The sequence below is a fragment of the Pseudomonas fortuita genome, assembly GCF_026898135.2.
Lineage (GTDB): Bacteria > Pseudomonadota > Gammaproteobacteria > Pseudomonadales > Pseudomonadaceae > Aquipseudomonas > Aquipseudomonas fortuita.
In genome coordinates this window covers 1,381,277-1,404,603 of sequence record NZ_CP114035.2, presented here as the reverse complement: position 1 = coordinate 1,404,603, position 23,327 = coordinate 1,381,277, and the positions used below count along the sequence as shown (strand labels likewise).

Annotated in this window: 19 protein-coding genes; 9 read left to right on the top strand and 10 right to left on the bottom strand. The window is 64.2% G+C overall.

Annotated features, from left to right (window positions below; genetic code table 11):
* Positions 1-101 precede the first annotated feature (101 nt).
* Complete coding sequence (mtnA, locus tag OZ911_RS06415; protein WP_016485353.1) at positions 102-1,178, bottom strand: S-methyl-5-thioribose-1-phosphate isomerase; 1,077 nt, start codon at positions 1,176-1,178, stop codon at positions 102-104.
* 110 nt (positions 1,179-1,288) lie between these two features.
* Between mtnA and ubiG the strand changes: the two genes are divergently transcribed.
* From ubiG to OZ911_RS06400, 3 genes are read left to right on the top strand one after another with little or no spacing between them, the layout of a single operon-like run.
* On the top strand, positions 1,289-1,987 hold the full coding sequence (gene ubiG, locus OZ911_RS06410) for a bifunctional 2-polyprenyl-6-hydroxyphenol methylase/3-demethylubiquinol 3-O-methyltransferase UbiG (protein WP_012271034.1): 699 nt from the start codon (positions 1,289-1,291) through the stop codon (positions 1,985-1,987).
* 2 nt (positions 1,988-1,989) lie between these two features.
* Complete coding sequence (mupP, locus tag OZ911_RS06405; protein WP_070086496.1) at positions 1,990-2,661, top strand: N-acetylmuramic acid 6-phosphate phosphatase MupP; 672 nt, start codon at positions 1,990-1,992, stop codon at positions 2,659-2,661.
* Positions 2,662-2,682: 21 nt separating this feature from the next.
* On the top strand, positions 2,683-3,423 hold the full coding sequence (locus tag OZ911_RS06400) for a YciK family oxidoreductase (RefSeq protein WP_016485351.1): 741 nt from the start codon (positions 2,683-2,685) through the stop codon (positions 3,421-3,423).
* A gap of 125 nt (positions 3,424-3,548) precedes the next feature.
* On the opposite strand, the gene OZ911_RS06395 is transcribed toward OZ911_RS06400, so the two are convergent.
* The 7 genes from OZ911_RS06395 to OZ911_RS06365 form a co-directional block, all read right to left on the bottom strand.
* Positions 3,549-4,334, bottom strand: coding sequence for an iron-containing redox enzyme family protein (locus tag OZ911_RS06395; RefSeq protein ID WP_023047425.1), 786 nt, complete (start codon positions 4,332-4,334; stop codon positions 3,549-3,551).
* Positions 4,335-4,364: 30 nt separating this feature from the next.
* Positions 4,365-6,821: an EAL domain-containing protein gene (locus tag OZ911_RS06390; protein WP_023047426.1), complete on the bottom strand. Its 2,457-nt coding sequence runs from the start codon at positions 6,819-6,821 to the stop codon at positions 4,365-4,367.
* A 261-nt stretch (positions 6,822-7,082) separates the two neighbouring features.
* A complete protein-coding gene (locus OZ911_RS06385; RefSeq protein ID WP_016485348.1) occupies positions 7,083-8,915 on the bottom strand; it encodes an ABC transporter ATP-binding protein in 1,833 nt (610 codons plus the stop codon).
* Positions 8,908-9,540, bottom strand: coding sequence for a DsbA family protein (locus OZ911_RS06380; RefSeq protein WP_016485347.1), 633 nt, complete (start codon positions 9,538-9,540; stop codon positions 8,908-8,910). The genes OZ911_RS06385 and OZ911_RS06380 overlap by 8 nt, the downstream gene beginning before the upstream one ends.
* 3 nt (positions 9,541-9,543) lie before the next feature.
* Positions 9,544-10,476, bottom strand: a complete 933-nt coding sequence (gene trhO, locus OZ911_RS06375; protein ID WP_016485346.1) for an oxygen-dependent tRNA uridine(34) hydroxylase TrhO — start codon at positions 10,474-10,476, stop codon at positions 9,544-9,546.
* 228 nt (positions 10,477-10,704) lie between these two features.
* On the bottom strand, positions 10,705-11,001 hold the full coding sequence (locus OZ911_RS06370; protein WP_023047764.1) for a BolA family protein: 297 nt from the start codon (positions 10,999-11,001) through the stop codon (positions 10,705-10,707).
* 10 nt (positions 11,002-11,011) lie between these two features.
* The gene (locus OZ911_RS06365) at positions 11,012-11,536 is read right to left on the bottom strand and encodes a DUF2059 domain-containing protein (RefSeq protein WP_016485344.1); all 525 of its coding nucleotides are present in this window, start codon (positions 11,534-11,536) and stop codon (positions 11,012-11,014) included.
* 154 nt (positions 11,537-11,690) lie between these two features.
* On the opposite strand from OZ911_RS06365, the gene OZ911_RS06360 reads away from it, so the two are divergent.
* On the top strand, positions 11,691-13,085 hold the full coding sequence (locus OZ911_RS06360) for a class II fumarate hydratase (protein ID WP_016485343.1): 1,395 nt from the start codon (positions 11,691-11,693) through the stop codon (positions 13,083-13,085).
* Positions 13,086-13,260: 175 nt separating this feature from the next.
* On the opposite strand, the gene OZ911_RS06355 is transcribed toward OZ911_RS06360, so the two are convergent.
* Positions 13,261-14,223 (bottom strand): DMT family transporter, encoded by a 963-nt coding sequence (locus OZ911_RS06355; RefSeq protein ID WP_016485342.1) that lies wholly within the window; start codon positions 14,221-14,223, stop codon positions 13,261-13,263.
* Between the two features lie 209 nt (positions 14,224-14,432).
* Positions 14,433-15,926, bottom strand: coding sequence for a polyphosphate:AMP phosphotransferase (pap, locus tag OZ911_RS06350; protein WP_016485341.1), 1,494 nt, complete (start codon positions 15,924-15,926; stop codon positions 14,433-14,435).
* A 136-nt stretch (positions 15,927-16,062) separates the two neighbouring features.
* Here pap and mnmC point away from each other — a divergent pair, with 136 nt between their 5' ends.
* From mnmC to OZ911_RS06325, 5 genes are all read left to right on the top strand, one after another.
* A complete protein-coding gene (gene mnmC / locus OZ911_RS06345; protein WP_070086497.1) occupies positions 16,063-18,027 on the top strand; it encodes a bifunctional tRNA (5-methylaminomethyl-2-thiouridine)(34)-methyltransferase MnmC2/FAD-dependent 5-carboxymethylaminomethyl-2-thiouridine(34) oxidoreductase MnmC1 in 1,965 nt (654 codons plus the stop codon).
* A 145-nt stretch (positions 18,028-18,172) separates the two neighbouring features.
* Positions 18,173-19,960: an N-acetylglutaminylglutamine amidotransferase gene (locus tag OZ911_RS06340; protein WP_016485339.1), complete on the top strand. Its 1,788-nt coding sequence runs from the start codon at positions 18,173-18,175 to the stop codon at positions 19,958-19,960.
* 3 nt (positions 19,961-19,963) lie between these two features.
* Positions 19,964-21,709, top strand: coding sequence for an N-acetylglutaminylglutamine synthetase (gene ngg, locus OZ911_RS06335; protein ID WP_016485338.1), 1,746 nt, complete (start codon positions 19,964-19,966; stop codon positions 21,707-21,709).
* A gap of 118 nt (positions 21,710-21,827) precedes the next feature.
* Positions 21,828-23,012, top strand: a complete 1,185-nt coding sequence (locus OZ911_RS06330) for an osmoprotectant NAGGN system M42 family peptidase (RefSeq protein ID WP_016485337.1) — start codon at positions 21,828-21,830, stop codon at positions 23,010-23,012.
* An 82-nt stretch (positions 23,013-23,094) separates the two neighbouring features.
* On the top strand, positions 23,095-23,322 hold the full coding sequence (locus OZ911_RS06325; protein ID WP_009682864.1) for a YheU family protein: 228 nt from the start codon (positions 23,095-23,097) through the stop codon (positions 23,320-23,322).
* Positions 23,323-23,327 lie beyond the last annotated feature (5 nt).

Sequence of the window (23,327 nt, the reverse complement as noted above, 5' to 3'; positions counted from 1 at the left end):
AAAATTGGCCCGAAACAAACGTAGGAGCGAGCACAGCTCGCGATGCGCCGCGCGGGCGGCGCTCGATCTAAAAAACGACAGACGTCTATCGCCTTACGCCCTCAATGCAGCCGCTTGCGGCAAATCAACTGGGCCAGCTTGGCGGTATCCGGGCGCTCTACGATGCCCCGCTCGGTCACGATCACGTCGATCAAGTCGGCCGGGGTCACATCGAACACCGGGTTGAACACTTCGACATCCGGTACCGCCGGGGCACCGCCAAAGTCCAGCCACTCGTCGGCGTCACGCTCTTCCAGCGGGATATCCTCGCCGGTGGCCAGGTTCAGGTCGATGCTGGTGCTCGGCGCCACCACCATGAAGCGCACGCCGTGGTGCATGGCACTGACCGCCAGCTGGTAAGTGCCGATCTTGCTGGCCACGTCACCATTGGCAGCAATGCAGTCCGCCCCCACCACCACCCAGGTGATGCCCTTGCTCTTCATCAGGTGCGCCAGCGCCGAGTCGGCACAGAGCGTTACCGGGATGCCTTCGTTGGCCAGCTCCCAGGCGGTCAGGCGCGAGCCTTGCAACCAGGGGCGAGTCTCGCCGGCGTACACCCGCTCGACCATGCCCTCCAGGTAGCCGGCGCGAATCACCCCCAGGGCGGTGCCAAAACCGCCGCTGGCCAGGGCACCGGCATTGCCGTAGGTGAGCAGGGCCTGGGCATTGCCCTGATGACGACGGATCAGCTCGATACCTTGCTGGGCCATGGTCAGGTTGGCTTCACGGTCGCTTTCGTGGATGGCCACGGCCTCTGCCTCCAGCACGGCCAGCACGTCTTCATCAGGGCGCAGGCGCAGCAGGCGTTCGCGCATGCGGTTCAGCGCCCAGAACAGGTTGGCCGCCGTGGGGCGTGCTTCGGCAAGGGTGAGGTAGTCTTCTTCCAGGTCCATTTCCCAGTCGCCACCCTCGGCCAGCCGCTCTTCCAGGGCCAATACCAGGCCGTAGGCCGCGGCAATACCAATGGCCGAGGCGCCGCGCACCGCCATGTCGCGGATTGCCGCCGCCACCTGCGCAACATTGTCGCAGGCCAGCCAGCGTTCCTCCGACGGCAGCAGGCGCTGGTCGAGCAGGTGCAAGATGCCGCCCTGCCAGCGGATCCCGGTCACCTTCTCCGCCGCCAAAAGTCGCTCGCGCATCGCCTCTCCCCGTGGTTCGCATGTCAAAAGCCGGCGATTATAGCGAGCCTGGGGGCCGAGCGCTCGGGTATACTCCGGCCCAATTTTGCGAAGTTTCAGAGGACTGTTCAATGAGCAACGTCGACCGCGCCGAAATCGCCAAGTTCGAAGCGCTGGCCCACCGTTGGTGGGACCGCGAAAGCGAGTTCAAGCCGCTGCACGAAATCAACCCGCTGCGCGTCAACTGGATCGACGAGCGGGCCAGCCTGGCCGGCAAGAAAGTGCTGGACGTAGGCTGCGGCGGCGGCATCCTCAGCGAAGCCATGGCCCTGCGCGGCGCCACGGTAACCGGTATCGACATGGGCGAGGCACCACTGGCGGTGGCCCAGTTGCACCAGCTGGAGTCGGGCGTACAGGTGGAGTACCGGCAGATCACCGCCGAAGCCCTGGCCGAAGAAATGCCTGAACAGTTCGACGTTGTCACCTGCCTGGAAATGCTCGAACACGTCCCCGACCCGTCCTCGGTGATTCGCGCCTGCTACCGTATGGTCAAGCCAGGCGGCCAGGTGTTCTTCTCCACCATCAACCGCAACCCCAAGGCCTACCTGCTGGCCATCGTCGGCGCCGAGTACATCCTGAAGATGCTGCCGCGCGGCACCCATGACTTCAAGAAGTTCATCCGCCCGTCCGAACTGGGCGCCTGGAGCCGTGATGCCGGCCTGCAGGTGAAGGACATCATTGGCCTCACCTATAACCCGCTGACCAAGCACTACAAGCTCAACAGCGACGTCGACGTCAACTACATGATCCAGACCCTGCGCGAGGAATGAGCATGCGTTTGCGAGCAGTACTCTTCGACATGGACGGCACCTTGCTCGACACGGCGCCGGACTTCATCGCCATTTGCCAGGCCATGCTCGCCGAGCGCGGCCTGCCAGCCGTTGCCGACCACCTGATCCGTGGCGTGATCTCTGGCGGCGCCCGCGCCATGGTTGCCACTGCGTTTGCCATGGACCCGGAAGCCGAGGGCTTCGAGGCCCTGCGCCTGGAGTTTCTGGAGCGCTACCAACGCGACTGCGCGGTCCACAGCAAGCTGTTCGACGGCATGGCCGAGCTGCTGGCTGACATCGAAAAAGGCAACCTGCTGTGGGGCGTGGTCACCAACAAGCCGGTACGCTTCGCCGAGCCGATCATGCAGCAGCTGGGCCTGGCCGAGCGCTCGGCACTGCTGATCTGCCCGGACCACGTGAAGAACAGCAAGCCTGACCCCGAGCCGCTGACCCTGGCCTGCACCACCCTGGGCCTGGACCCTGCCAGCGTGCTGTTCGTTGGCGACGACCTGCGCGACATCGAGTCTGGCCGCGACGCTGGCACGCGCACGGCTGCGGTGCGTTACGGCTATATTCATCCAGAGGACAACCCCAACAACTGGGGTGCCGACGTGGTGGTGGACCACCCGCTGGAACTGCGCAAAGTGATCGACAGCGCGCTGTGTGGCTGCTGAACTAGAGACAGGGAATACACAATGTTCGACTACACCGCCCGTCCCGACCTGCTGCAAGGCCGGGTCATCCTGGTTACCGGCGCCGGCCGCGGCATTGGTGCCGCGGCCGCAAAGGCTTACGCTGCACTGGGCGCCACCGTGCTACTGCTGGGCAAGACCGAGGCCAACCTGAACGAGGTCTACGACCAGATCGAAGCCGCCGGACACCCGCAACCGGTGGTCATCCCGTTCAACCTGGAAACCGCCCTGCCCCACCAGTACGACGAGCTGGCAGTGATGATCGAAGACCAGTTCGGCCGCCTGGACGGCCTGCTGAACAACGCCTCGATCATTGGCCCGCGCACGCCGCTGGAACAGTTGTCGGGCGACAACTTCATGCGCGTGATGCACATCAACGTCGATGCCACCTTCATGCTCACCAGCACCCTGCTGCCCCTGCTGAAGCTGTCGGAAGACGCCTCGGTGGTGTTCACCAGCAGCAGCGTCGGCCGCAAAGGCCGGGCCTACTGGGGCGCCTATGGCGTGTCGAAGTTCGCGACCGAGGGCCTGATGCAGACCCTGGCTGACGAACTGGAAGGCGTGGCACCCGTGCGCTCCAACAGCATCAACCCGGGCGCCACGCGCACAGCGATGCGGGCCCAGGCTTACCCCAGCGAAAACCCGCAGAACAACCCGCTGCCTGAAGAGATCATGCCGGTGTATCTGTACCTGATGGGGCCGGACAGCAAAGAGGTGAATGGGCAGGCTCTCAACGCCCAATAAGCTCTTTTGCCTGTCCTGGCCCTATCGCCGGCAAGCCAGCTCCCACAGGATCACCACAGGCCAGGGCAATGTGGAATCCCTGTGGGAGCTGGCTTGCCGGCGATAGGGCCAGTACAGGCGAAAGATCAGCCGGCCGCCAACGCCGGGCGCAAACGGCCTTGCTGGCGGCTCTCCAGCTGCATGCACCGCTCCAGGAACAGGTACATGCAGTCGTAACTCTTGCAAATCGCCCTGCGCAACTCGGTACGCAGCCCAAGGCTCGGGTTCTCGCCGGCCAGGGTACAGATGATTTCCAGCGCCTCCCAAGGGTGCGCATCATCGTACTGGGCATGCATTTTCAACCACTTCATCGCCCGCTTGCGCTGGTCTTCCGGGAAGCCTTGGGCGTAGGTATCGGTCGAGCACACCACCGCCGACCATTCCCCGGTCGCACCCTCGATGGCGTAGTTGGTCGCTGCCATGGAAATGGCCAGGTTCTCGGTGGCGCACACGCGCCAGCACCAGTCGTTCAGGCCGTTCAGCTCGGGTGGCACTTCCTGGGCCTGCAAATCATGCAGGTGCACACCATGGGCCTGGCACCAGTTCACCCAGTAGTCGGCATGGTTGAGCTCGACGCGGATGTTGCGCATCAGCCAGCGCCGCGCCATGTCTTCGCCCTGATGGCGGCCATAGCGGGTCTTGGTCAGGTTATGGGCCATGTACAGAGAGAACTGCTCCACCACCGGCCAGCCACCGATCAGGTACTGACGAATGGTCGACTGCTTGAGCTGGCCGTCGCGCAGGCGCGCGTAGAACTCATGCTCCACCACCCGGCGCTTGCTCTCCCGGCAGTCTTCAATCAGTTGCTGGGCCCATTGGGGGTAGCTGGCGGGGTCCATCAGAGGCCCGATACGAACGAATGCATCAATCACTTTCAGCTCCTTGATCCTTGTGATTTCTCGCTAGCGAAATGTGCCAGGTGCCCGCTGCAACAGAGGCCGGGCGGCAATCCGTTGGCGCTGCAGACTGTCACAGGTGAACACCTGGGGGCGCTCGATCAGGTAACCCTGGGCGTAATCCACGCCTATTTCCTGCAGGGCCTGCTCGATCAAGGGTGTTTCGACGAACTCGGCGATAGTGCGTTTACCCATGACATGGCCGATGTGGTTGATGACCTCGACCATGGCCCGGTTGATCGGGTCGTCGAGCATGTCCTTGACGAAACTGCCGTCGATCTTCAAGTAATCCACCGGCAAATGCTTGAGGTAGGCGAACGACGACATGCCGGCGCAGAAGTCATCGAGCGAAAAGCGGCAGCCCAGCCCCTTCAACTCGTTGATGAAGCGAATGGCACTGCCCAGGTTGGCAATTGCGCTGGTTTCGGTGATTTCGAAACAGATCATCCGCGGCGGAATGGCATACTCGACAAACAACCGCTGCAGGTATTCAAGGAACTTGTCATCGCCAATGCTCGACCCTGACAGGTTGATCGCGCAGGTCGACAGCGGCCCTTCGCGGCCTTCGTCCAGGCATTGGCGCACAACCTGGAACACATTGCGCACCACCCAACGGTCCAGCGCACTCATCAGGCCGTAGCGCTCGGCCGCAGGAATGAAGCTGCTGGGCAGGATGGTGCGGCCACTTTCGTCGTGCAGGCGCAGCAGGATTTCGATATGGCCTGGGCCTTCAAAGGCTTTCAGCGGCGCTATTTCCTGTGCGTAGAGGCAGAAGCGGTTTTCTTCCAGAGCCACGTGCAAGCGCTGGATCCAGGCCATTTCGCCAAAACGCATGGACAGCTCGCTGTCGTCGGTGTGGTACACCTGTACGCGGTTGCGGCCCTTCTCCTTGGCCATGTAGCAAGCCATGTCGGCGGCCCGCAGCGAGGCCTCCAGGGTGCCAGGTGCCTGGGCCATGTGCACCAGGCCGACGCTGACCGTAGTGACGAACGGCCGCCCCTTCCACACAAAGTGCAAGCTCTGCACCATCTGGCGCAACTGCTCGGCAATGCGCTCGGCCTGCTCGGGCGGGCAGTTTTCCAGCAGCACGCCAAACTCATCGCCACCCAGCCGCGCCAGGGTATCGCCTTCGCGCAGGCCCGATTGCAGCACAGCGCAGATGTGCCGCAACAATTCGTCGCCAGCGGCATGCCCGCAGGTGTCGTTCACCAGCTTGAACTGGTCAAGGTCAAGGAACATCAGCGAATGCCGCCCGGCCTGGCGCGCCAGGCCGTTCAGCGCCTGCTCCAGGCGGTATTCGAACTCACGGCGGTTGGCCAGCCCGGTCAGGGCGTCATGGGTAGCCTGCCAGGACAGGTTGGCGATGTACTGCCGCTCCTGGGTCATGTCATGCAGCACCAGGACGATGCCACTGAGCTGGCCGTTACTGACGATCGGCGAGCCCACCAGGTTGATCGACACGGTGCTGCCATCCAGGCGCTGGATCAGCCGGGCATGCTCGGCGCCGCCCTTGAGGCTGCCACTCAGTACCTGCTCGACCAGGCTGCGGCCATCTTCCTCCGCCTGCTCGTCCACCAGGCTGAACAGCGCCGACAACGGCAAGCCCTGGGCCTGGCCAGACTGCCAGTGCGTCAATTGCTCGGCGGCTGGGTTCATGTAGCCGATGCAGCCATCCACGTCGGTGGTAATGACCGCATCGCCAATGGCCTGCAAGGTGGTCTGGGCCCGCTCTTTTTCTTCCTGCAGGGCGCTGGCAAATGCCTGCCGCTGGGCCAGCAGCTTGCTGGAGCGGCGCCAGGCAATGGTAATGAGGAACATCGCTGTCAGCAGGTTGGTAATCAGTAGCACCCGCAGCAACATGCGCGAGCCTTCGCCCAAGGCATCGCTGAACGCCTTGGCCGCCGGCGTGACCCCTTCGTTGATGGTGACGATGCGGGCCTTCCAGGCGTTGACTGCCTGGGCGTCGACCGGGCCATTGGCAAAACTTTGGCGCATCTCGCCGGCCAGTACATCGAGCTTGGCCAGGTAGTCGTCGCCGATGTCCCAGTAGTCGATGGCTGTCTGCATGTAGCTGATGTTGCGAAAGTTACGGTAGAACCAGATGATCCGTTCGACATCGTTAGAGTGGTTGCCGCCTTGCAGCACAGCTTGGCGCGCGGCAGCCAGGTCGGGGCTGGGGTGGTCGAGCACCTCGCGTAGCTGGTGGTCACCCTGGGGCACGGTAATGGCCTGGCGATAACGCTGGTAGGTGCTTTCGTCGCGGGTGTCGGCGTACAGGTTCAGGTAATAGATGGCGTCTTTCTGCGCCTTGGACCACAGGCTTTCGCCCGCGACATAGGCACGCACGGCCGACAGCGTATAAAGGCTGAGGCTACCGAGTGCCACCTGGAAGACCACAACGGCGATGAAGGGCCAAGTGATGCCGAGCAACTTTGGCGCTTCGAGTGTGCGATGTCCCTTCATGGAGTCCCTGTCACAGAGCAGATAAGGCGCAAATCGACCCAGACAAGCACAGCGTAGGCCATCTGCCATCAACGTGACGGGGTTTTTTATGACAGGGAATCGCAGGATTTGCACGCACGCTGTGGGAGCGGCCTTGCGTCGCGAAAGGGCCGCGACGCGGCCCCCGGATTTCAAGGTTGATGCTGAAATTGCCGGGGCTGCTTTGCAGCCCTTTCGCGACACAAGGCCGCTCCCACAGCGACGGCACAAGGCACCTGAAATTCAGCTTTGCTGCAAGTGCCCATAAAGCTTGGCGTACAACCCACCCTCGGCAATCAGCTGCTGGTGGTCGCCATCTTCGGCCACATGCCCGCCATCGAACACCAGCACCCGGTCGGCCTGCTTCACCGCCGACAGCCGGTGGGCGATGATCAGCGTGGTGCGGCCGCTGAGGAAGCGCGCCAGGGCCTGGTGCAGGTTGTACTCGGTGGCGGCGTCCAGGGCCGAGGTGGCTTCGTCGAGAATGACCACCTTGGGCTCGGCCAGCACCATGCGGGCAATGGCCAGGCGCTGGCGCTGCCCGCCAGACAAGCGCACGCCGGAACGCCCCACCACACTGTCCAGGCCCTGTGGCAAGGCGGCGATGGTGGCATCCAGCTGGGCGATGCGCAGCGCCTGCCAGCACGCCTCGTCGCTGCAGTCGCGGCCCATGGCCAGGTTGGCGCGTACGGTGTCGTTGAACAGCGACGGGTGCTGCAACACCACCGCGACGTTTTCGCGCAGGGTTTCCAGGCCGATTTCCTGCAGGCTGGCACCGCCAAAGCGGATGGTCCCGGCCTGGGCGCTGTAAAGGCCAAGCAGCAGTTGCACCAGGGTGCTCTTGCCGCCACCACTGGCGCCGACAATCGCCACCTTTTCCCCCGGGGCGATGGACAGGTCGAGGTTTTCCAGCACCGGCTCGTCAGCATAGGCAAAGCGCAAGTCGCGCACTTCGATGCCCACCGTCTCGCGGCCGGCGAACGGGTCGCTGGCGGCCGGGTACTGCGGCTCGTCATCGCGTGCCAGCAGCTCGTTGAGGCGGCTCAGCGCACCTCCCGCGGCGTAGTAGGCATATTGCAGGTTGAGCAATTGCTCCACCGGCCCGATCATGAACCACAAGTAGCTGAACACCGCCAGCATCTGGCCGATGGAAAGGTCGGAGAACAGTACGGTCAGCATGGCCGCGGCGCGGAAGATGTCGATGCCGAACTGGAACAACAAGCCACTGGCTCGGCCACTGGCATCGCTCTTCCACTGGGAATCTACGGCGTAATCACGCACCTCGCGGGCGCGCAGGCCCAAGCGACCAAGGAAGTAGCCCTGGCGGTTGCTTGCACGGATTTCCTGGATGGCATCAAGGGTTTCCGTCAGCGCCTGGGTAAAACGCGCGGTGCTGTCGTTCTCAAGCTTTTTAAGGTGTTTGACGCGCTTGCCCAACTGCACGGTGAAGTAGATCACCAGCGGGTTGAACAGCAAGATCAGCAAGGCCAGCTGCCAGTGCATCCAGATCAGGATCGCCGCTGTGCCGGTCAAGGTCAGCATGGCCACCAGGAAACGGCTGAGTGTTTCGCCAACGAACTTGTCGAGGGTGTCCAGGTCGGTGACCAGATGGGTAGTGACCGTGCCACTGCCCAGGCTTTCGTATTCCTTCAGCGAAATGCGCTTGAGGCGCTCGATCAGGCGGATGCGCAGGCGGTAGACGATATCCTTGGCCAAACCGGCAAACAACTTGGCCTGGAGCACGTTGAATGCCAGGGCAGCCAGGCGCAGGCACAAGGTGAGCGCCAGCATCAGCCCGATATAACCGGCTGCCACCTGCCAGCTGGATGGCAGCAGGTGGTTCATCCACTTCAGGGCGGCATCGCCATGGCCCAGCAGCACTTCGTCCACCAGCAGGGGCAACAGCAACGGGATGGGCACACTGCAGCAAGCCGCCAGCACGGCGATGAGGTTGGCAGACCAGAGGTTTTTCTTGTGATGCAGGGCCAGGCGGCGGATTTCCGCCCAGCTCAGTCGATCGCCCGCAGCATGAGGCTTGCCCGGCACCGGGTCGGGTGACCCCGGCACATCAAGCACAGGCGGCCTGCTGCAGCCAGCGGCCGAGCAAGGGTTGCAGGCGCTCCAGCGGCTGGTAGCCGTTGGTCAGCAGCGCCAGCTGGCCATTGCGTTCGGCCAGCAGGGTCGGGAAGCCGGCGATACCCAGGTCCTGGGCCCAGCTGAAATCGGCTGCGGTGGCGGCTCGGGTATCGGCGCGGGCGAAGGTGTCGGCAAACACGGCGCGGTCGAAGCCGCACTGCGAGGCCAGCTCGACCAGCTGTGGCGCAGTGGTCACGTCCACGCCCTGCTCGTAGAACGAACGCTGGATCAGCGCCAGCAGCGGCCAGACGCGCTCGGCGTCAAGCTCGCGGGCGGTGACCAGGGCGCGACAGGCCGGCTCGGTGTCATAGACGAAGCCGTCAGGCATGGCCCCCTCGAAACGAAAAGGCTGGCCGGTGGCGTCAGCCACCGCCTGCCAGTGTTCGAGGATGTACTTGCGGGTGGAGCCGTCCAGCGCGCTGCCGCCGGTGCGCAACCCGCCCGGCACCACGCGGGTGGCAACGCCCGCCTCACGCGCCTGGGCGATCAGGGCGGCGGCTACCGGCGCGAACCCCCAGCACCAGGAGCACATCGGGTCCATCACATAGATCAGGCGGGCAGACATGCATCAAGCCTCGGCTTTGTAGTTGTAACCGATCGGGTGCGGCAGGTTGCGGGCCTTGGCCAGCTCGATCTGCTTCTGCCGGTCGATGGCGCTGCGCCGGGTCTTCTCGCTCAGGGTGTCCCAGCAATGCGGGCAGCTGACACCTGGCGAATAGTGCTCGGACGCGCGCTCTTGTGCATTGATCGGGTGGCGGCAGGCGTGGCACTGGTCGTACTCGCCTTCGGTCAGGTCATGGCGCACCGTGACGCGGTTGTCGAAGACGAAGCAGTCGCCGTCCCACAGGCTTTCTTCCTGAGGCACTTCTTCGAAGTATTTCAGGATGCCGCCCTTAAGATGATAGACCGCCTCGAAGCCTTCACCGAGCATGTAGCTGGAGGCTTTTTCGCAACGAATGCCGCCGGTGCAGAACATGGCCACTTTCTTGTGCTTGCTGGGGTCGAAGTTGGCCTTGATGTACTCCGGGAACTCGCGGAAGGTTTCGGTCTTGGGGTCCACCGCGCCCTTGAAGGTGCCAATGGCCACTTCGTAGTCATTGCGGGTGTCGATCAGCAGCACTTCCGGGTCGCTGATCAGCGCGTTCCAGTCCTTGGGTTCGACATAGGTGCCGACCGCCTGGTTCGGGTCCACGCCTGGTACGCCGAGGGTGACGATTTCTTTCTTGAGCTTGACCTTGGTGCGGTAGAACGGCTGCTCGTCGCAGTACGATTCTTTATGGTCGACATCGGCCAGGCGCGGGTCGTTGCGCAACCAGGCCAGCAGCCCGTCGATGCCTTCGCGGGTGGCCGACACAGTGCCGTTGATGCCTTCGTGGGCCAGCAGCAGGGTGCCTTTGACGTCGTTGTCGAGCATGGCCTTGAGCAGCGGTTCGCGCAGCTCTACGTAGTCTTGCAGGGTGACGAACTTGTACAGCGCCGCGACGACGATGGGTTGTGACATGAAACAGGTTCTCCAGGTGGTTGCCCTCGTAAGGGGCGGACCGGGTTTGACAGGTATTGAAAAAAGCATGGGGGCGCTTTGCGCCCCTTTCGCGGCACAAGGCCGCTCCCACAGGGACCGCGTAACCCGATGGCGAGTGCGGTTCCTGTGGGAGCGGCCTTGTGCCGCGAAAGGGCCGCAAAGCGGCCCCCGGATTTTGCAGGATTCTACCAGAACAACAGAAAGGTTTCAGTGCCCGCCGCCGGCACACACCGGCGAGGCCGGCGCTGCGCCGACCTTGGCCCACTCTTCTGCGGTGTAGGTATGGATGGCCAGGGCATGGATCTGCTGCATCAGCTCACCCATGGTGGCGTACACCTTCTGGTGGCGCTTGACGCTGTTCAACCCGGCAAACTGCTCGCTGACGATCACTGCCTTGTAGTGGGTCTCCTGACCACGACTGTGCATGTGGCTTTCGTCGAGCACTTGCAGGTGCTGCGGCGCCAAGGCACCCAGCTGTTGTTCAATGCGCTGTTGCATGGTCATCGCGGCGTGCTCACTTCTTGGCAGGAACGGCGGCCTTGCCTGCGTTAGGGTCCAGTTCCTTGGTCATGTCTTCCAGCAGCTTGTTCACCACCGGCACTGCTGGCTCCAGGCTCTGCTGGGTCAACTGGGCCGACTGCTGGGTAACCTTGGGCATTTCACGCAGTACTTTCTTGCCCAGCGGCGATTCGTAGAACTTGACCAGGTCTTTCAGCTCTTGTTCGGTGAAGGTCTGGGTGTACAGGTCGACCATCTTCGGCTTCAGCTTGTTCCAGCCGATGGCGTTGTCCAGCGCGGCGTTGGCCTTGGCCTGGTAGCTTTCCAGCACCGGCTGCTTGGCGGCCGGGGCCTTGGTCTGGGCAAAGCGCTGGGCGAACATCTGCTGGACCTGCATGTACACCGGGGTGCCCAGCTTGTCGGCGTTGGCCAGGGTCAGGAATTTCTCGGCAGCAGCGTTATGGCTGGCGGTGGCAGCGAGCACCTGGCCGCTGGCGCAAGCCAGGGCAACGGCGGCACAAAGGACACGGAGACGGGTCATTGCATTTCCTTCAAGGAGAGGGAGGCGGGTACCTCAGAGTAGAGCATTCTGCGCCGTGGTGGCGATGTGCTCAAGTGGCACGACGAGCGACGGAACCGCTCGGTCGAATCAAGGCCTAAACTGCGATTTCGAACTACACAGGAGTGAGTACAGAATGAGCCGTATCGAGACAGACAGCCTGGGCCCGGTCGAAGTTCCTGAAGGCGCCTACTGGGGTGCGCAAACCCAGCGCTCGCTGATCAACTTCGCCATTGGCAAGGAGCGCATGCCCATCGCGGTGCTGCACGCCCTGGCGCTGATCAAGAAGGCCGCGGCACGCGTCAACGACCGCAACGGCGACCTGCCGGCCGACATCGCGCGGCTGATCGAACAAGCCGCCGACGAAGTGCTGGGTGGCCAGCACGACGACCAGTTCCCGTTGGTCGTCTGGCAGACCGGCAGCGGCACGCAAAGCAACATGAACGTCAACGAAGTGATCGCCGGGCGCGCCAACGAACTGGCCGGCAAAGGCCGCGGCGGCAAAGCGCCAGTACACCCCAACGATCATGTCAATCGCTCGCAAAGTTCCAACGATTGCTTCCCGACTGCCATGCACATTGCTGCTGCGCAGGCGGTGCACGCGCACCTGTTGCCCGCCATCGCCGAACTGTCGTCGGGGCTGGCCGAGCTGTCGGGGCGCCACCAAAAGCTGGTAAAGACTGGCCGCACCCACATGATGGACGCCACACCGATTACCTTCGGCCAGGAGGTGTCTGCCTTCGTCGCCCAGCTCGACTATGCCCAGCGCGCCATCCGCGCCACCCTGCCGGCAGTGTGCGAACTGGCCCAGGGCGGCACCGCCGTAGGTACCGGGCTGAATGCCCCGCACGGTTTTGCCGAAGCCATCGCCGCCGAGCTGGCGGCGCTGTCCGGGCTACCCTTTGTCACGGCGCCGAACAAGTTCGCCGCCCTCGCCGGCCACGAACCACTCACCAGCCTGGCGGGCGCCCTGAAAACCCTGGCCGTGGCGCTGATGAAAATCGCCAACGACCTGCGTTTGCTGGGCTCCGGCCCGCGCGCCGGTTTGGCCGAAGTGCGCCTGCCAGCCAACGAACCGGGCAGCTCGATCATGCCAGGCAAGGTCAACCCGACGCAGTGCGAGGCGCTGTCGATGCTGGCCTGCCAGGTGTTGGGCAACGACGCGGCCATCGGTTTTGCCGCCAGCCAGGGGCATTTGCAGCTGAACGTGTTCAAACCGGTGATCATCCACAACCTGTTGCAGTCGATCGAACTGCTGGCCGATGGCTGCCGCAACTTCCAGCTGCACTGCGTGGCGGGCATCGAGCCCGATGCCGAGCAGATGGCCGCGCACCTGGAGCGTGGCTTGATGCTGGTAACGGCATTGAACCCGCATATTGGCTACGACAAGGCGGCGGAAATTGCCAAGAAGGCTTATAGCGAGGGCAAGACCCTGCGCGAGGCTGCACTGGAGCTGAAGTACCTGACCAATGAGCAGTTCGACCAATGGGTACGGCCGGAGAACATGCTGGCACCGGGTGGCAAGGGCTGAGTCATCTATAGCCTGTGCTGGCCCCTTCGCGGGTAAACCCGCTCCCACAGGGGTAGCACAACATTCAGCCCCGTGGTGAACCTGTGGGAGCGGGCTTGCCCCGCGAAAGGGACCGCGCGGTGCAAGGCACCGGCTTCGCCGGTGTTCGCGGGGCAAGCCCGCTCCCACAAAACGCTCAGTGAAACTGGGCCAATCGCGCCTTGCGGGCACGCCAACTGGCCACCAGCGATGGCCCCAGCGCCACCAGCGCCGAGCCGCACACCACGGTCACCGCCCCTACATAGCCCAGGGCATTGATGTCTTCGGCCTGCACGTACTCCGGCCACACCCCTGCCGCCACCGCCACCGCAACGAACGTCACCAGCGGGGTCAGCGCCAGGGTGGCACTGACCCGCGACGCCTCCCAGTGCGCCAGCGCCTCGGCGAACGCGCCGTAGGCCACCAGCGTATTCAGGCAACAGGCCAGCAACAGCCAGCCCTGCACCGGGGTCAACTGCAACGCCTCCAGTGGGTGTACCCAAGGCGTGAGCAGCGCAGCGCAACTGAGGTAGATCACCATCATCACCTGCTGTGAATGCCACACGGTCAACAGTTGCTTCTGGCTGAGGGCATAGAACACCCAGATGCTGGTGGCCAGCAGAATGGTCAGCACGCCGGTGGTGTAGGTACCCAGTGAGGTCAGCAGCTCTTCGAGGCGCTGGTTGAAGAACAGCCCAAAACCCGCCAGCAGAATCAGCAGGCCCACCCCCTGCCCCAGGCTGAAGCGCTCACGGAACACAAACACGCTGGCCACCAGCAACAGCACCGGGCCGACCTGCACCACCAGTTGCGCGGTACCGGGGCTGAGCAGGTTGAGGCCGATCAGGTACAGCACGTAGTTGCCCATCAGGCCAAGCACAGCCACCACTACCAGGCCTTTGCCCCTGGGGGCCAGGCGCGTGAACGAGGGCAAGCGCTGTTGGGCTGCCAGCCAGGCAAACAGCAGGCCACCTGAAACCAGCAGGCGGTACCAGGTGACGGTGATCGGGTCGACCACCTGCAGTACCTGCTTGAGCTTGATCGGCAAGATGCCCCAGAGCAGCGCGGTCAGAAGTGCCAGGAACAGGCCATAGCTCCAGCGGCCGGAAGTGGTGTGCATAGTGTCCTCGGTCAAGCCCGTGGTGGGGGTGATTGAATTCTACGGGCTTGGAGGGCAGTGACGGGGGTGGGTGCCGAGAAAAGAATTCATCAGGTCATTCTTTTGGGGCATGGCTGGGGCTTGCGAGCTTTTGCGCCCGTGACATCAAGCGCCGCCCGGGCGGCGCTTGATGTCACGGGCGCAAAAAAATCCCAAGACCAGCACCCGGCCTATTTCTTGTGCTTGGCAAACGCTGCCTCCAGCGCCTCATTGATAGTGCGCAGCACCTTCACTCGCGCCCAGCGCTTGTCGTTGGCCTCCACCAGCGTCCAGGGCGCAATTTCGCTGCTGGTCCGGTCGACCATATCGCCCACCGCCTGGGTGTAGTCGTCCCACTTGTCGCGGTTGCGCCAATCGTCCTCGGTGATCTTGTAGCGCTTGAACGGGATTTGCTCACGCTCCTGAAAGCGCTCCAGCTGGGTCTGCTGGTCGATCGCCAGCCAGAACTTCACCACCACCACGCCGGCATTCACCAACTGTTCTTCAAAGTCGTTGATCTCACTGTAGGCGCGCATCCAGTCCGCCGGGCTGCAAAAGCCTTCCACCCGTTCCACCAGCACCCGGCCATACCAGGAGCGATCGAAGATGGTGAACTTGCCGCGTGCTGGAATATGCCGCCAGAACCGCCACAGGTAGGGCTGCGCGCGCTCTTCCTCGGTGGGCGCGGCAATCGGCACGATGCGGTACTGGCGCGGGTCCAGCGCCGCCGCCACGCGGCGGATGGCACTGCCCTTGCCGGCAGCATCGTTGCCTTCGAACACCGCCACCAGGGCGTGCCGGCGCATGCGCTTGTCGCGCAGCAGGCCGGCCAGGCGGGCCTGTTCGGTGACCAACTGCTCCTGATAGTCAGCCTTGTCCAGGCGCAACGTCATGTCCAGGGCGCCGAGCAGGCTGCGCTGGTCGATACTGCGGCCCAGCGGTGCCACGTTGCCCTGGTGCTTGCCCTTGGGGTTGTTGGCCAGCGCGGCTTGCAGGCTGTCCAGCAAGATACGCCCCACCGCCAGGCTGCGGTAGTTCGGGTCTACGCCTTCAACGATATGCCACGGCGCATAATCGCGGCTGGTGCGGCGCAGTACGCGCTCGCCAAAGCGCACGAAGCGGTCGTAGGTTTGCGACTGCTGCCAGTCCAGCGGGCTGATCTTCCAGCTGTGCAGCGGGTCGTCCTTGAGCGACTTCAACCGGGCCTTCATCTGCTTCTTGGACAGGTGGAACCAGAACTTGATGATCAGTGCACCTTCATCGCACAGCATCTGCTCCAGGCGCTCGGCGCCCATGATGGCCTGATCAAGCACGGCATCCTTGAACACCCCGTGCACCCGCCCCTGCAGCATCTGGCTGTACCAGTTGCCAAAGAACACGCCCATCCGCCCCTTGGGTGGCAAAGCCCGCCAGTAGCGCCAGGCGGGCGGGCGGGCCAGCTCTTCGTCGGTCTGCTGGTCGAAGGTGAGCACGTCGATCATGCGCGGGTCCATCCACTCGTTGAGCAGTTTTACCGTCTCACCCTTGCCGGCGCCTTCGATGCCGTTGATCAGCACGATCACCGGGAAGCGCGCCTGCTGCTTGAGTTCGTACTGGGCTTCGAGCAGGGCCTCGCGCAAAGCGGGTACCTCGGCGTCGTAAGCCTCCTTGTCGATGCTGTGGCCGATTTCGGCGGATTCGAACATGCACTGGCTCCTTCAATGGATAAGCAAGACTAGCGGATTTCATTTCTGCCTGTACTGACCTCTTCGCGAGTGAACGCGCTCCCACAGGTAGCGGGTATGGCATAAAATCCCGCCATCCGCTGCAACCGAGCCAACCATGTCCACCCTCCTCCAGCACGCACAAATCGACTGGGACGACCAGGGCCGCCCCCACTCGCGGCAATATGACGACGTCTATTTCGCGGTCAACGAAGGCATCGAAGAAACCAAGCATGTGTTCCTGGGCCAGACCCGCCTGGCCGAGCGCTTTGCCAACCTGGCGCCGCATGCCTGCAAGGTGATCGGCGAAACCGGTTTTGGCACCGGCATGAATTTTTTCTGCGCCTGGCAGCTGTTTGACCAGCACGCGCACCGCGACGCCCGCCTGCACTTCGTCAGTGTCGAGAAATACCCTCTCGGGCACGAAGACATGGCCCGGGCAGTGCGCCTTTGGCCGGAGCTTGCCGCCTACACAGAGCCATTGCTGGCGCAATATGTGGCAGTGCACCCGGGCTTTCAGCAGTTCACCTTCGCCGATGGCCGGGTCACCCTGACCTTGCTGATCGGCGACGTACTTGAGCAACTGCCGCAACTCGATGCGCAGGTCGATGTGTGGTTCCTCGATGGCTTCGCCCCTGCCAAAAACCCCGACATGTGGACCCCGGAACTGTTCGCGCAACTGGCGCGGTTGTCGCACCCGGGCACTGTGCTGGGCACCTTCACCACCACCGGCTGGGTCCGCCGCAGCCTGGTCGACGCCGGTTTCGCCATGAAGAAGGTGCCGGGCATCGGCAAGAAGTGGGAAGTGATGAGCGGCGCCTACGTCGGCCCCCAGCCCAGCCCAGGGGCACCTTGGTACGCGCGTCCCGCCGTTACACAGGGACCGCGCGAGGCGCTGGTGATCGGTGCCGGGCTCGCCGGCAGCACAACGGCCGCCAGCCTGGCCCGACGCGGCTGGCAGGTGACCGTGGTGGAGCGCCACGGTGCCCCGGCACAGGAAGCTTCAGGCAACCCGCAAGGGGTGCTGTACCTCAAGCTGTCTGCCCATGGCACTGCGCTGTCGCAGGTGATCCTGTCCGGTTTCGGCTACACCCGGCGCCAGCTTGAACGCCTGCAGCGTGGCCGCGACTGGGAGGCTTGCGGGGTGCTGCAACTGGCCTTCGACAGCAAGGAAGCTGAGCGCCAGGGCAAGCTGGCCGCCGCCTTCGACCACAACCTGCTGCACGCACTGCCGCGCACGGAGGCCGAAGCCGTCGCCGGGGTGGCGTTACCGGCCGGGGGGTTGTTCTACCCCGAAGGCGGCTGGGTGCACCCACCTGCGTTGTGCCAGGAGCAACTGCAGCACCCAGGGATTCGACTGGTCACCCATCAGGAAGTGCTCGAGCTGCGCAAGGTCGACCAGCAGTGGCAGGCTTGGGCGGGTGACCGCCTGATCGCCAGCGCGCCCGTGGTGATTCTGGCCAGTGCCGCCGAGGTAAAGCGCTTCGAGCCTTGCGCGCAGCTGCCGCTCAAGCGCATCCGGGGGCAGATCACCCGCTTGCCGGCCACCGCCAGCAGCCGGGCACTGCGCACCGTGGTGTGCGCGGAGGGCTACGTGGCGCCGCCACGCGAGGATGAACATACCCTGGGCGCGAGCTTTGACTTCCACAGCGAAGACTTGGCGCCGACGGTGGCCGAGCACCAGGGCAACCTGGCGTTGCTGAACGAGATTTCCCTCGACCTGGCGCAGCGCCTGGGCACAGCCGGGTTGGCCCCTGAGCAGTTGCAGGGGCGCGCGGCGTTCCGTTGCACCAGCCCGGACTACCTGCCGATCGTGGGGCCGGTAGCGGATGGACAGGCATTTGCCGAAACCTATGCGGTGCTGAGCCGGGATGCGCGGCAGGTGCCGGATGTGGCCTGCCCTTGGCTGGATGGGTTGTATGTGAACAGCGGGCATGGGTCGCGCGGGTTGATCACGGCGCCACTGAGTGGCGAGCTGGTGGCGGCCTGGGTATGTGGGGAGCCGCTGCCGTTGCCCCGGGCAGTGGCAGAGGCGTGTCATCCGAACCGGTTTGCCTTGCGTAAGCTGATTCGGGGGAAGTAATCGGCCGGGGGCCGCCGGCGATTGGGCCGCACAGCGGCCCCATATAACAAATCGTTCTAAAACTCTCAAAAAGCACGCCGGTCAGTTCCTTAAGGTGCCCTAATCCTGGGCGCCCCCTCCCCAACGGAAAAACCGGTAAGGACTTATGTGCGGATTAGCAGGAGAGTTGCGTTTCACCCCCCTCGACCAAGCCCCTCGCCCAGCCGACCTGGCTGCGGTAGAGCGCATCACCCATCACCTGGCGCCTCGCGGCCCGGATGCGTGGGGCTTCCATAGCCAAGGCCCGATCGCCCTCGGCCACCGACGCCTGAAAATCATGGACTTGTCCGACGGCTCGGCGCAACCGATGGTCGACAACACCTTGGGCCTGTCACTGGCCTTCAACGGTGCCATCTACAACTTCCCCGAACTGCGCCAGGAGCTGCAGGACCTGGGCTACAGCTTCTGGTCCGACGGCGACACCGAAGTACTGCTCAAGGGCTATCACGCCTGGGGCGCAGCCTTGCTGCCCAAGCTCAACGGCATGTTCGCCCTGGCCATCTGGGAGCGCGACAACCAGCGCCTGTTCCTGGCCCGCGACCGTCTGGGCGTCAAGCCCCTGTACCTATCGCGCAACGGCGAGCGCCTGCGTTTTGCCTCGACCTTGCCAGCGCTGCTAAAGGGTGGCGATATCGACCCGATGCTCGACCCGGTGGCGCTCAACCATTACCTGAACTTCCACGCCGTGGTACCCGCGCCGCGCACGCTGCTGGCCAACGTGCAGAAGCTTGAACCCGGCACCTGGATGCGCGTCGACCGCCATGGCGAAGTGGAACGCCAGACCTGGTGGCAGCTGAAATACGGTGCCAACCCGGATGAGCGTGAGCTTGATCTGGAAGGCTGGACCACCCGCGTGCTCGACGCCACCCGCGACGCCGTGGCCATTCGCCAACGTGCTGCAGTGGACGTCGGCGTGCTGCTGTCCGGCGGTGTCGACTCCAGCCTGCTGGTCGGGCTGCTGCGCGAAGTCGGCGTGGACGACCTGTCGACATTCTCCATCGGGTTCGAAGATGCCGGTGGCGAACGTGGCGATGAGTTCCAGTATTCCGACCTGATCGCCAAACACTACGGTACCCGCCACCACCAGTTGCGCATTGCCGAACACGAGATCATCGACCAGTTGCCGGCTGCATTCCGCGCCATGAGCGAGCCGATGGTCAGCCACGACTGCATCGCCTTCTACCTGCTGTCGCGGGAAGTGGCCAAGCACTGCAAGGGCGTGCAAAGCGGCCAGGGCGCCGACGAGCTGTTTGCCGGTTATCACTGGTACCCGCAGGTGGACGGCGCCGATGACGCCTTTGCGGCTTACCGCGACGCGTTCTTCGACCGCAGCCATGCCGAGTACCGCGACACCGTGCAGGCGCCCTGGCTGCTGGACACCGACGCCGCCGGCGACTTTGTGCGCGAGCACTTCGCCCGCCCCGGTGCCCGCGACGCAGTGGACAAGGCCCTGCGGCTGGACAGCACGGTGATGCTGGTGGACGACCCGGTCAAGCGTGTGGACAACATGACCATGGCCTGGGGCCTGGAGGCGCGCACACCGTTCCTCGACTACCGCCTGGTGGAACTGTCGGCACGTATCCCGGCGCGCTTCAAGCTGCCCGATGGCGGCAAGCAGGTGCTCAAGCAGGCAGCACGACGGGTAATTCCCCATGAGGTGATTGACCGCAAGAAGGGCTACTTCCCGGTACCGGGCCTGAAGCACCTGGAAGGCGCCACCCTGGGCTGGGTGCGTGAGCTGCTGACCGACCCCAGCCAGGACCGTGGGCTGTTCAACCCGGCCATGCTCGACCGTCTGCTGAGCAACCCACACGGCCAGCTCACCCCACTGCGCGGCTCCAAGCTGTGGCAGCTGGCAGCGCTGAACCTGTGGTTGAGCGAACAAGGAATCTAACCCATGAAAGCCCATGAAATCGCTTACGGCCAGCGTCTGTTGCGCGGCCAGGCGCCGTCCTACGAGCGCCTGCAGGCGCGCCTGGCCGGCGATGGCAGCCAGCCCCATGACCAGCCTCGCGCGGTGCACTGTGGCTGGGGTCGATTGCTGATCGGCCATACCTACCCCGACCCGGTCAGCCTGGCCGAAGAGCTGCTGGACGAACGCCCTGGCGAGCGCGACATCGCCCTGTACGTGGCCGCGCCGCAGCAGTTGCTGGCCCAGGCCCCTCAGCAGCTGTTCCTTGACCCGTCCGACACCCTGCGCCTGTGGTTTACCGACTACCGGCCGGCGCAGCGGGTGTTCCGCGGCTTTCGCGTGCGCCGGGCGCAAAACCCGGCCGACTGGCAGGCCATCAACACCCTGTATCAGGCACGCAGCATGCTGCCGGTAGACCCAGACCTGCTTACCCCCAGGCACCTGGGCGGCCCGGTGTACTGGCTGGCCGAGGACGAAGACAGTGGCGCAGTGATTGGCAGCGTCATGGGCCTGAACCATGCCAAGGCGTTCGACGACCCGGAACACGGCAGCAGCCTGTGGTGCCTGGCTGTAGACCCGCACTGCACCCGCCCCGGCGTAGGCGAGGTGCTGGTGCGCCACCTGATCGAGCACTTCATGAGCCGTGGCCTGGCCTACCTCGACCTGTCGGTCTTGCACGACAACCGCCACGCCAAGCGCCTGTACCAGAAGCTGGGTTTTCGCAACCTGCCCACCTTTGCGGTCAAACGCAAGAACGGCATCAACCAGCAGCTGTTCCTGGGCCCGGGCCCTGAGGCCGAGCTGAACCCCTACGCCCGCATCATCGTCGATGAGGCCCTGCGCCGGGGCATCGACGTGCAGGTGGATGACGCCGCTGGCGGCCTGTTCACCCTGAGCCTTGGCGGGCGCCGCATTCGCTGCCGTGAATCGCTCAGCGACCTGACCAGTGCCGTGACCATGACCCTGTGCCAGGACAAACGCCTGACCCAGCATGCCCTGCACAACGCCGGGCTACAGGTGCCAGCGCAGCAGCTGGCCGGCAATGCAGACGACAACCTGGCGTTTCTCGACGAGCATGGCGCGGTGGTGGTCAAACCGGTCGATGGCGAGCAAGGCCAAGGCGTGGCGGTGAACCTGACCTGCATTGACGAGATCACCCGCGCCGTTGAGCACGCCCGCCAGTTCGACAGCCGCGTACTGCTGGAGAGCTTCCATGCCGGGTTCGACCTGCGCATCGTGGTAATCGGCTACGAGGTGGTGGCCGCGGCCGTTCGCCACCCTGCCCAGGTGCTGGGTGACGGCAAGCACAGCATCCGCCAGCTGATCGAAGCCCAGAGCCGTCGCCGCCAGGCCGCCACCGGTGGCGAAAGCCGCATTCCGCTGGACGGCGAAACCGAGCGCACAGTGCGTGCAGCGGGCTTTGCCTATGACGATGTATTGCCAGCCGGGCAGCGCCTGGCGGTACGGCGCACCGCCAACCTGCACACCGGCGGCACCCTGGAAGATGTGACCGAACGCCTGCACCCGGTGCTGGCCGACGCTGCCGTGCGCGCTGCACGGGCGCTGGAGATTCCGGTGGTTGGGCTGGACTTCATGGTGCGTGATGCCGGGCAGCCTGAATACGTGATCATCGAGGCCAACGAACGTGCCGGGTTGGCCAACCATGAACCGCAGCCAACCGCCGAGCGCTTTATCGACCTGCTGTTTCCGCATAGCCGGGCCTTGGCGTGAATCAATGACGGCCTTTTCGCGGGGCAAGCCCGCTCCCACAGGTCCACGGTGGCTCTCAAGTCAGCACTGACCTGTGGGAGCGGGCTTGCCCCGCGAAGAGGCCGATGAAGGAGTACATATGTCTGAGCACTACCCCGAGCCCGATCTCGACTACCTCAAACGAGTGCTGCTGGAGATGCTCGCCATCCCCAGCCCCACCGGTTTCACCGACACCATCGTGCGCTACGTGGCCGAACGCCTGGACGAACTGGGTATACCCTTCGAGTTGACCCGTCGCGGCACCATACGCGCCACCCTCAAGGGGCGGCAGTCATCCCCCGACCGGGCCGTATCGGCCCATCTGGATACCATCGGCGCCAGCGTGCGCCAACTGCAGGACAACGGGCGCCTGGCCCTGGCGCCGGTCGGCTGCTGGTCCAGCCGCTTCGCCGAAGGCAGCCGGGTCAGCGTGTTCACCGACACGGGGGTCGTGCGCGGCAGCGTGCTGCCGTTGATGGCCAGCGGGCATGCCTTCAACACCGCCATCGACCAGATGCCGGTCAGCTGGGACCACGTGGAGCTGCGCCTGGACGCCTACTGCGCCACCCGGGCCGACTGCGAGGCGCTGGGCGTGAGCATTGGTGACTTCGTCGCCTTCGACCCGCTGCCCGAGTTCACCGAAAGCGGCCACATAAGCGCCCGCCACCTGGATGACAAGGCCGGCGTAGCAGCGTTGCTGGCGGCGCTGAAGGCGGTGGTGGAAAGCGGCCAACAACCGTTGATCGATTGCCACCCGCTGTTCACCATTACCGAAGAGACCGGCTCGGGTGCCGCGGGTGCCCTGCCCTGGGATGTCAGCGAATTCGTTGGTATCGACATCGCCCCGGTGGCACCTGGGCAGGCCTCCAGCGAGCATGCGGTCAGCGTGGCCATGCAAGACTCTTCGGGGCCCTATGACTACCACCTGTCCCGGCATTTGCTGAAACTGGCCGGCGACCACGACCTGCCGGTACGGCGCGACCTGTTCCGCTATTACTTCAGCGATGCCCATTCGGCGGTAACGGCGGGGCATGACATTCGTACCGCGCTGGTGGCGTTTGGTTGCGATGCCACCCATGGCTACGAACGCACGCACATCGACAGCCTTGCGGCGTTGAGCCGGCTGCTGTCGGCGTACCTGTTGAGCCCGCCCGTGTTTGCCAGCGACTCGCAGCCGGCCAATGCCTCGCTTGAAAGGTTCAGCCACCAGCTGGAGCACGATGCGCAGATGGAGAGCGACACGCGGGTGCCGGCGGTGGACAGCCTGGTTGGCAATAAAGGCTGATGGCCTGGGGGCTGCTTTGCAGCCCCAAATGCCCGAACGTTTCGCGTAGCATTGCCCACACTTACTTCAGAACCTGCCCACCATGCTGATCCCCTACGAGCAACTGCAAGCCGAAACCTTGACCCGCCTGATTGAGGACTTCGTCACCCGCGATGGCACCGACAATGGCGACGACACCCCGCTGGAAACCCGTGTGCTTCGGGTACGCCAGGCGTTGGCCAAAGGCCAGGCGTTCATCCTGTTCGACCCGGAAAGCCAGCAGTGCCAATTGCTGGCCAAGCATGATGTGCCCCGCGAGCTGCTCGATTAGCACGC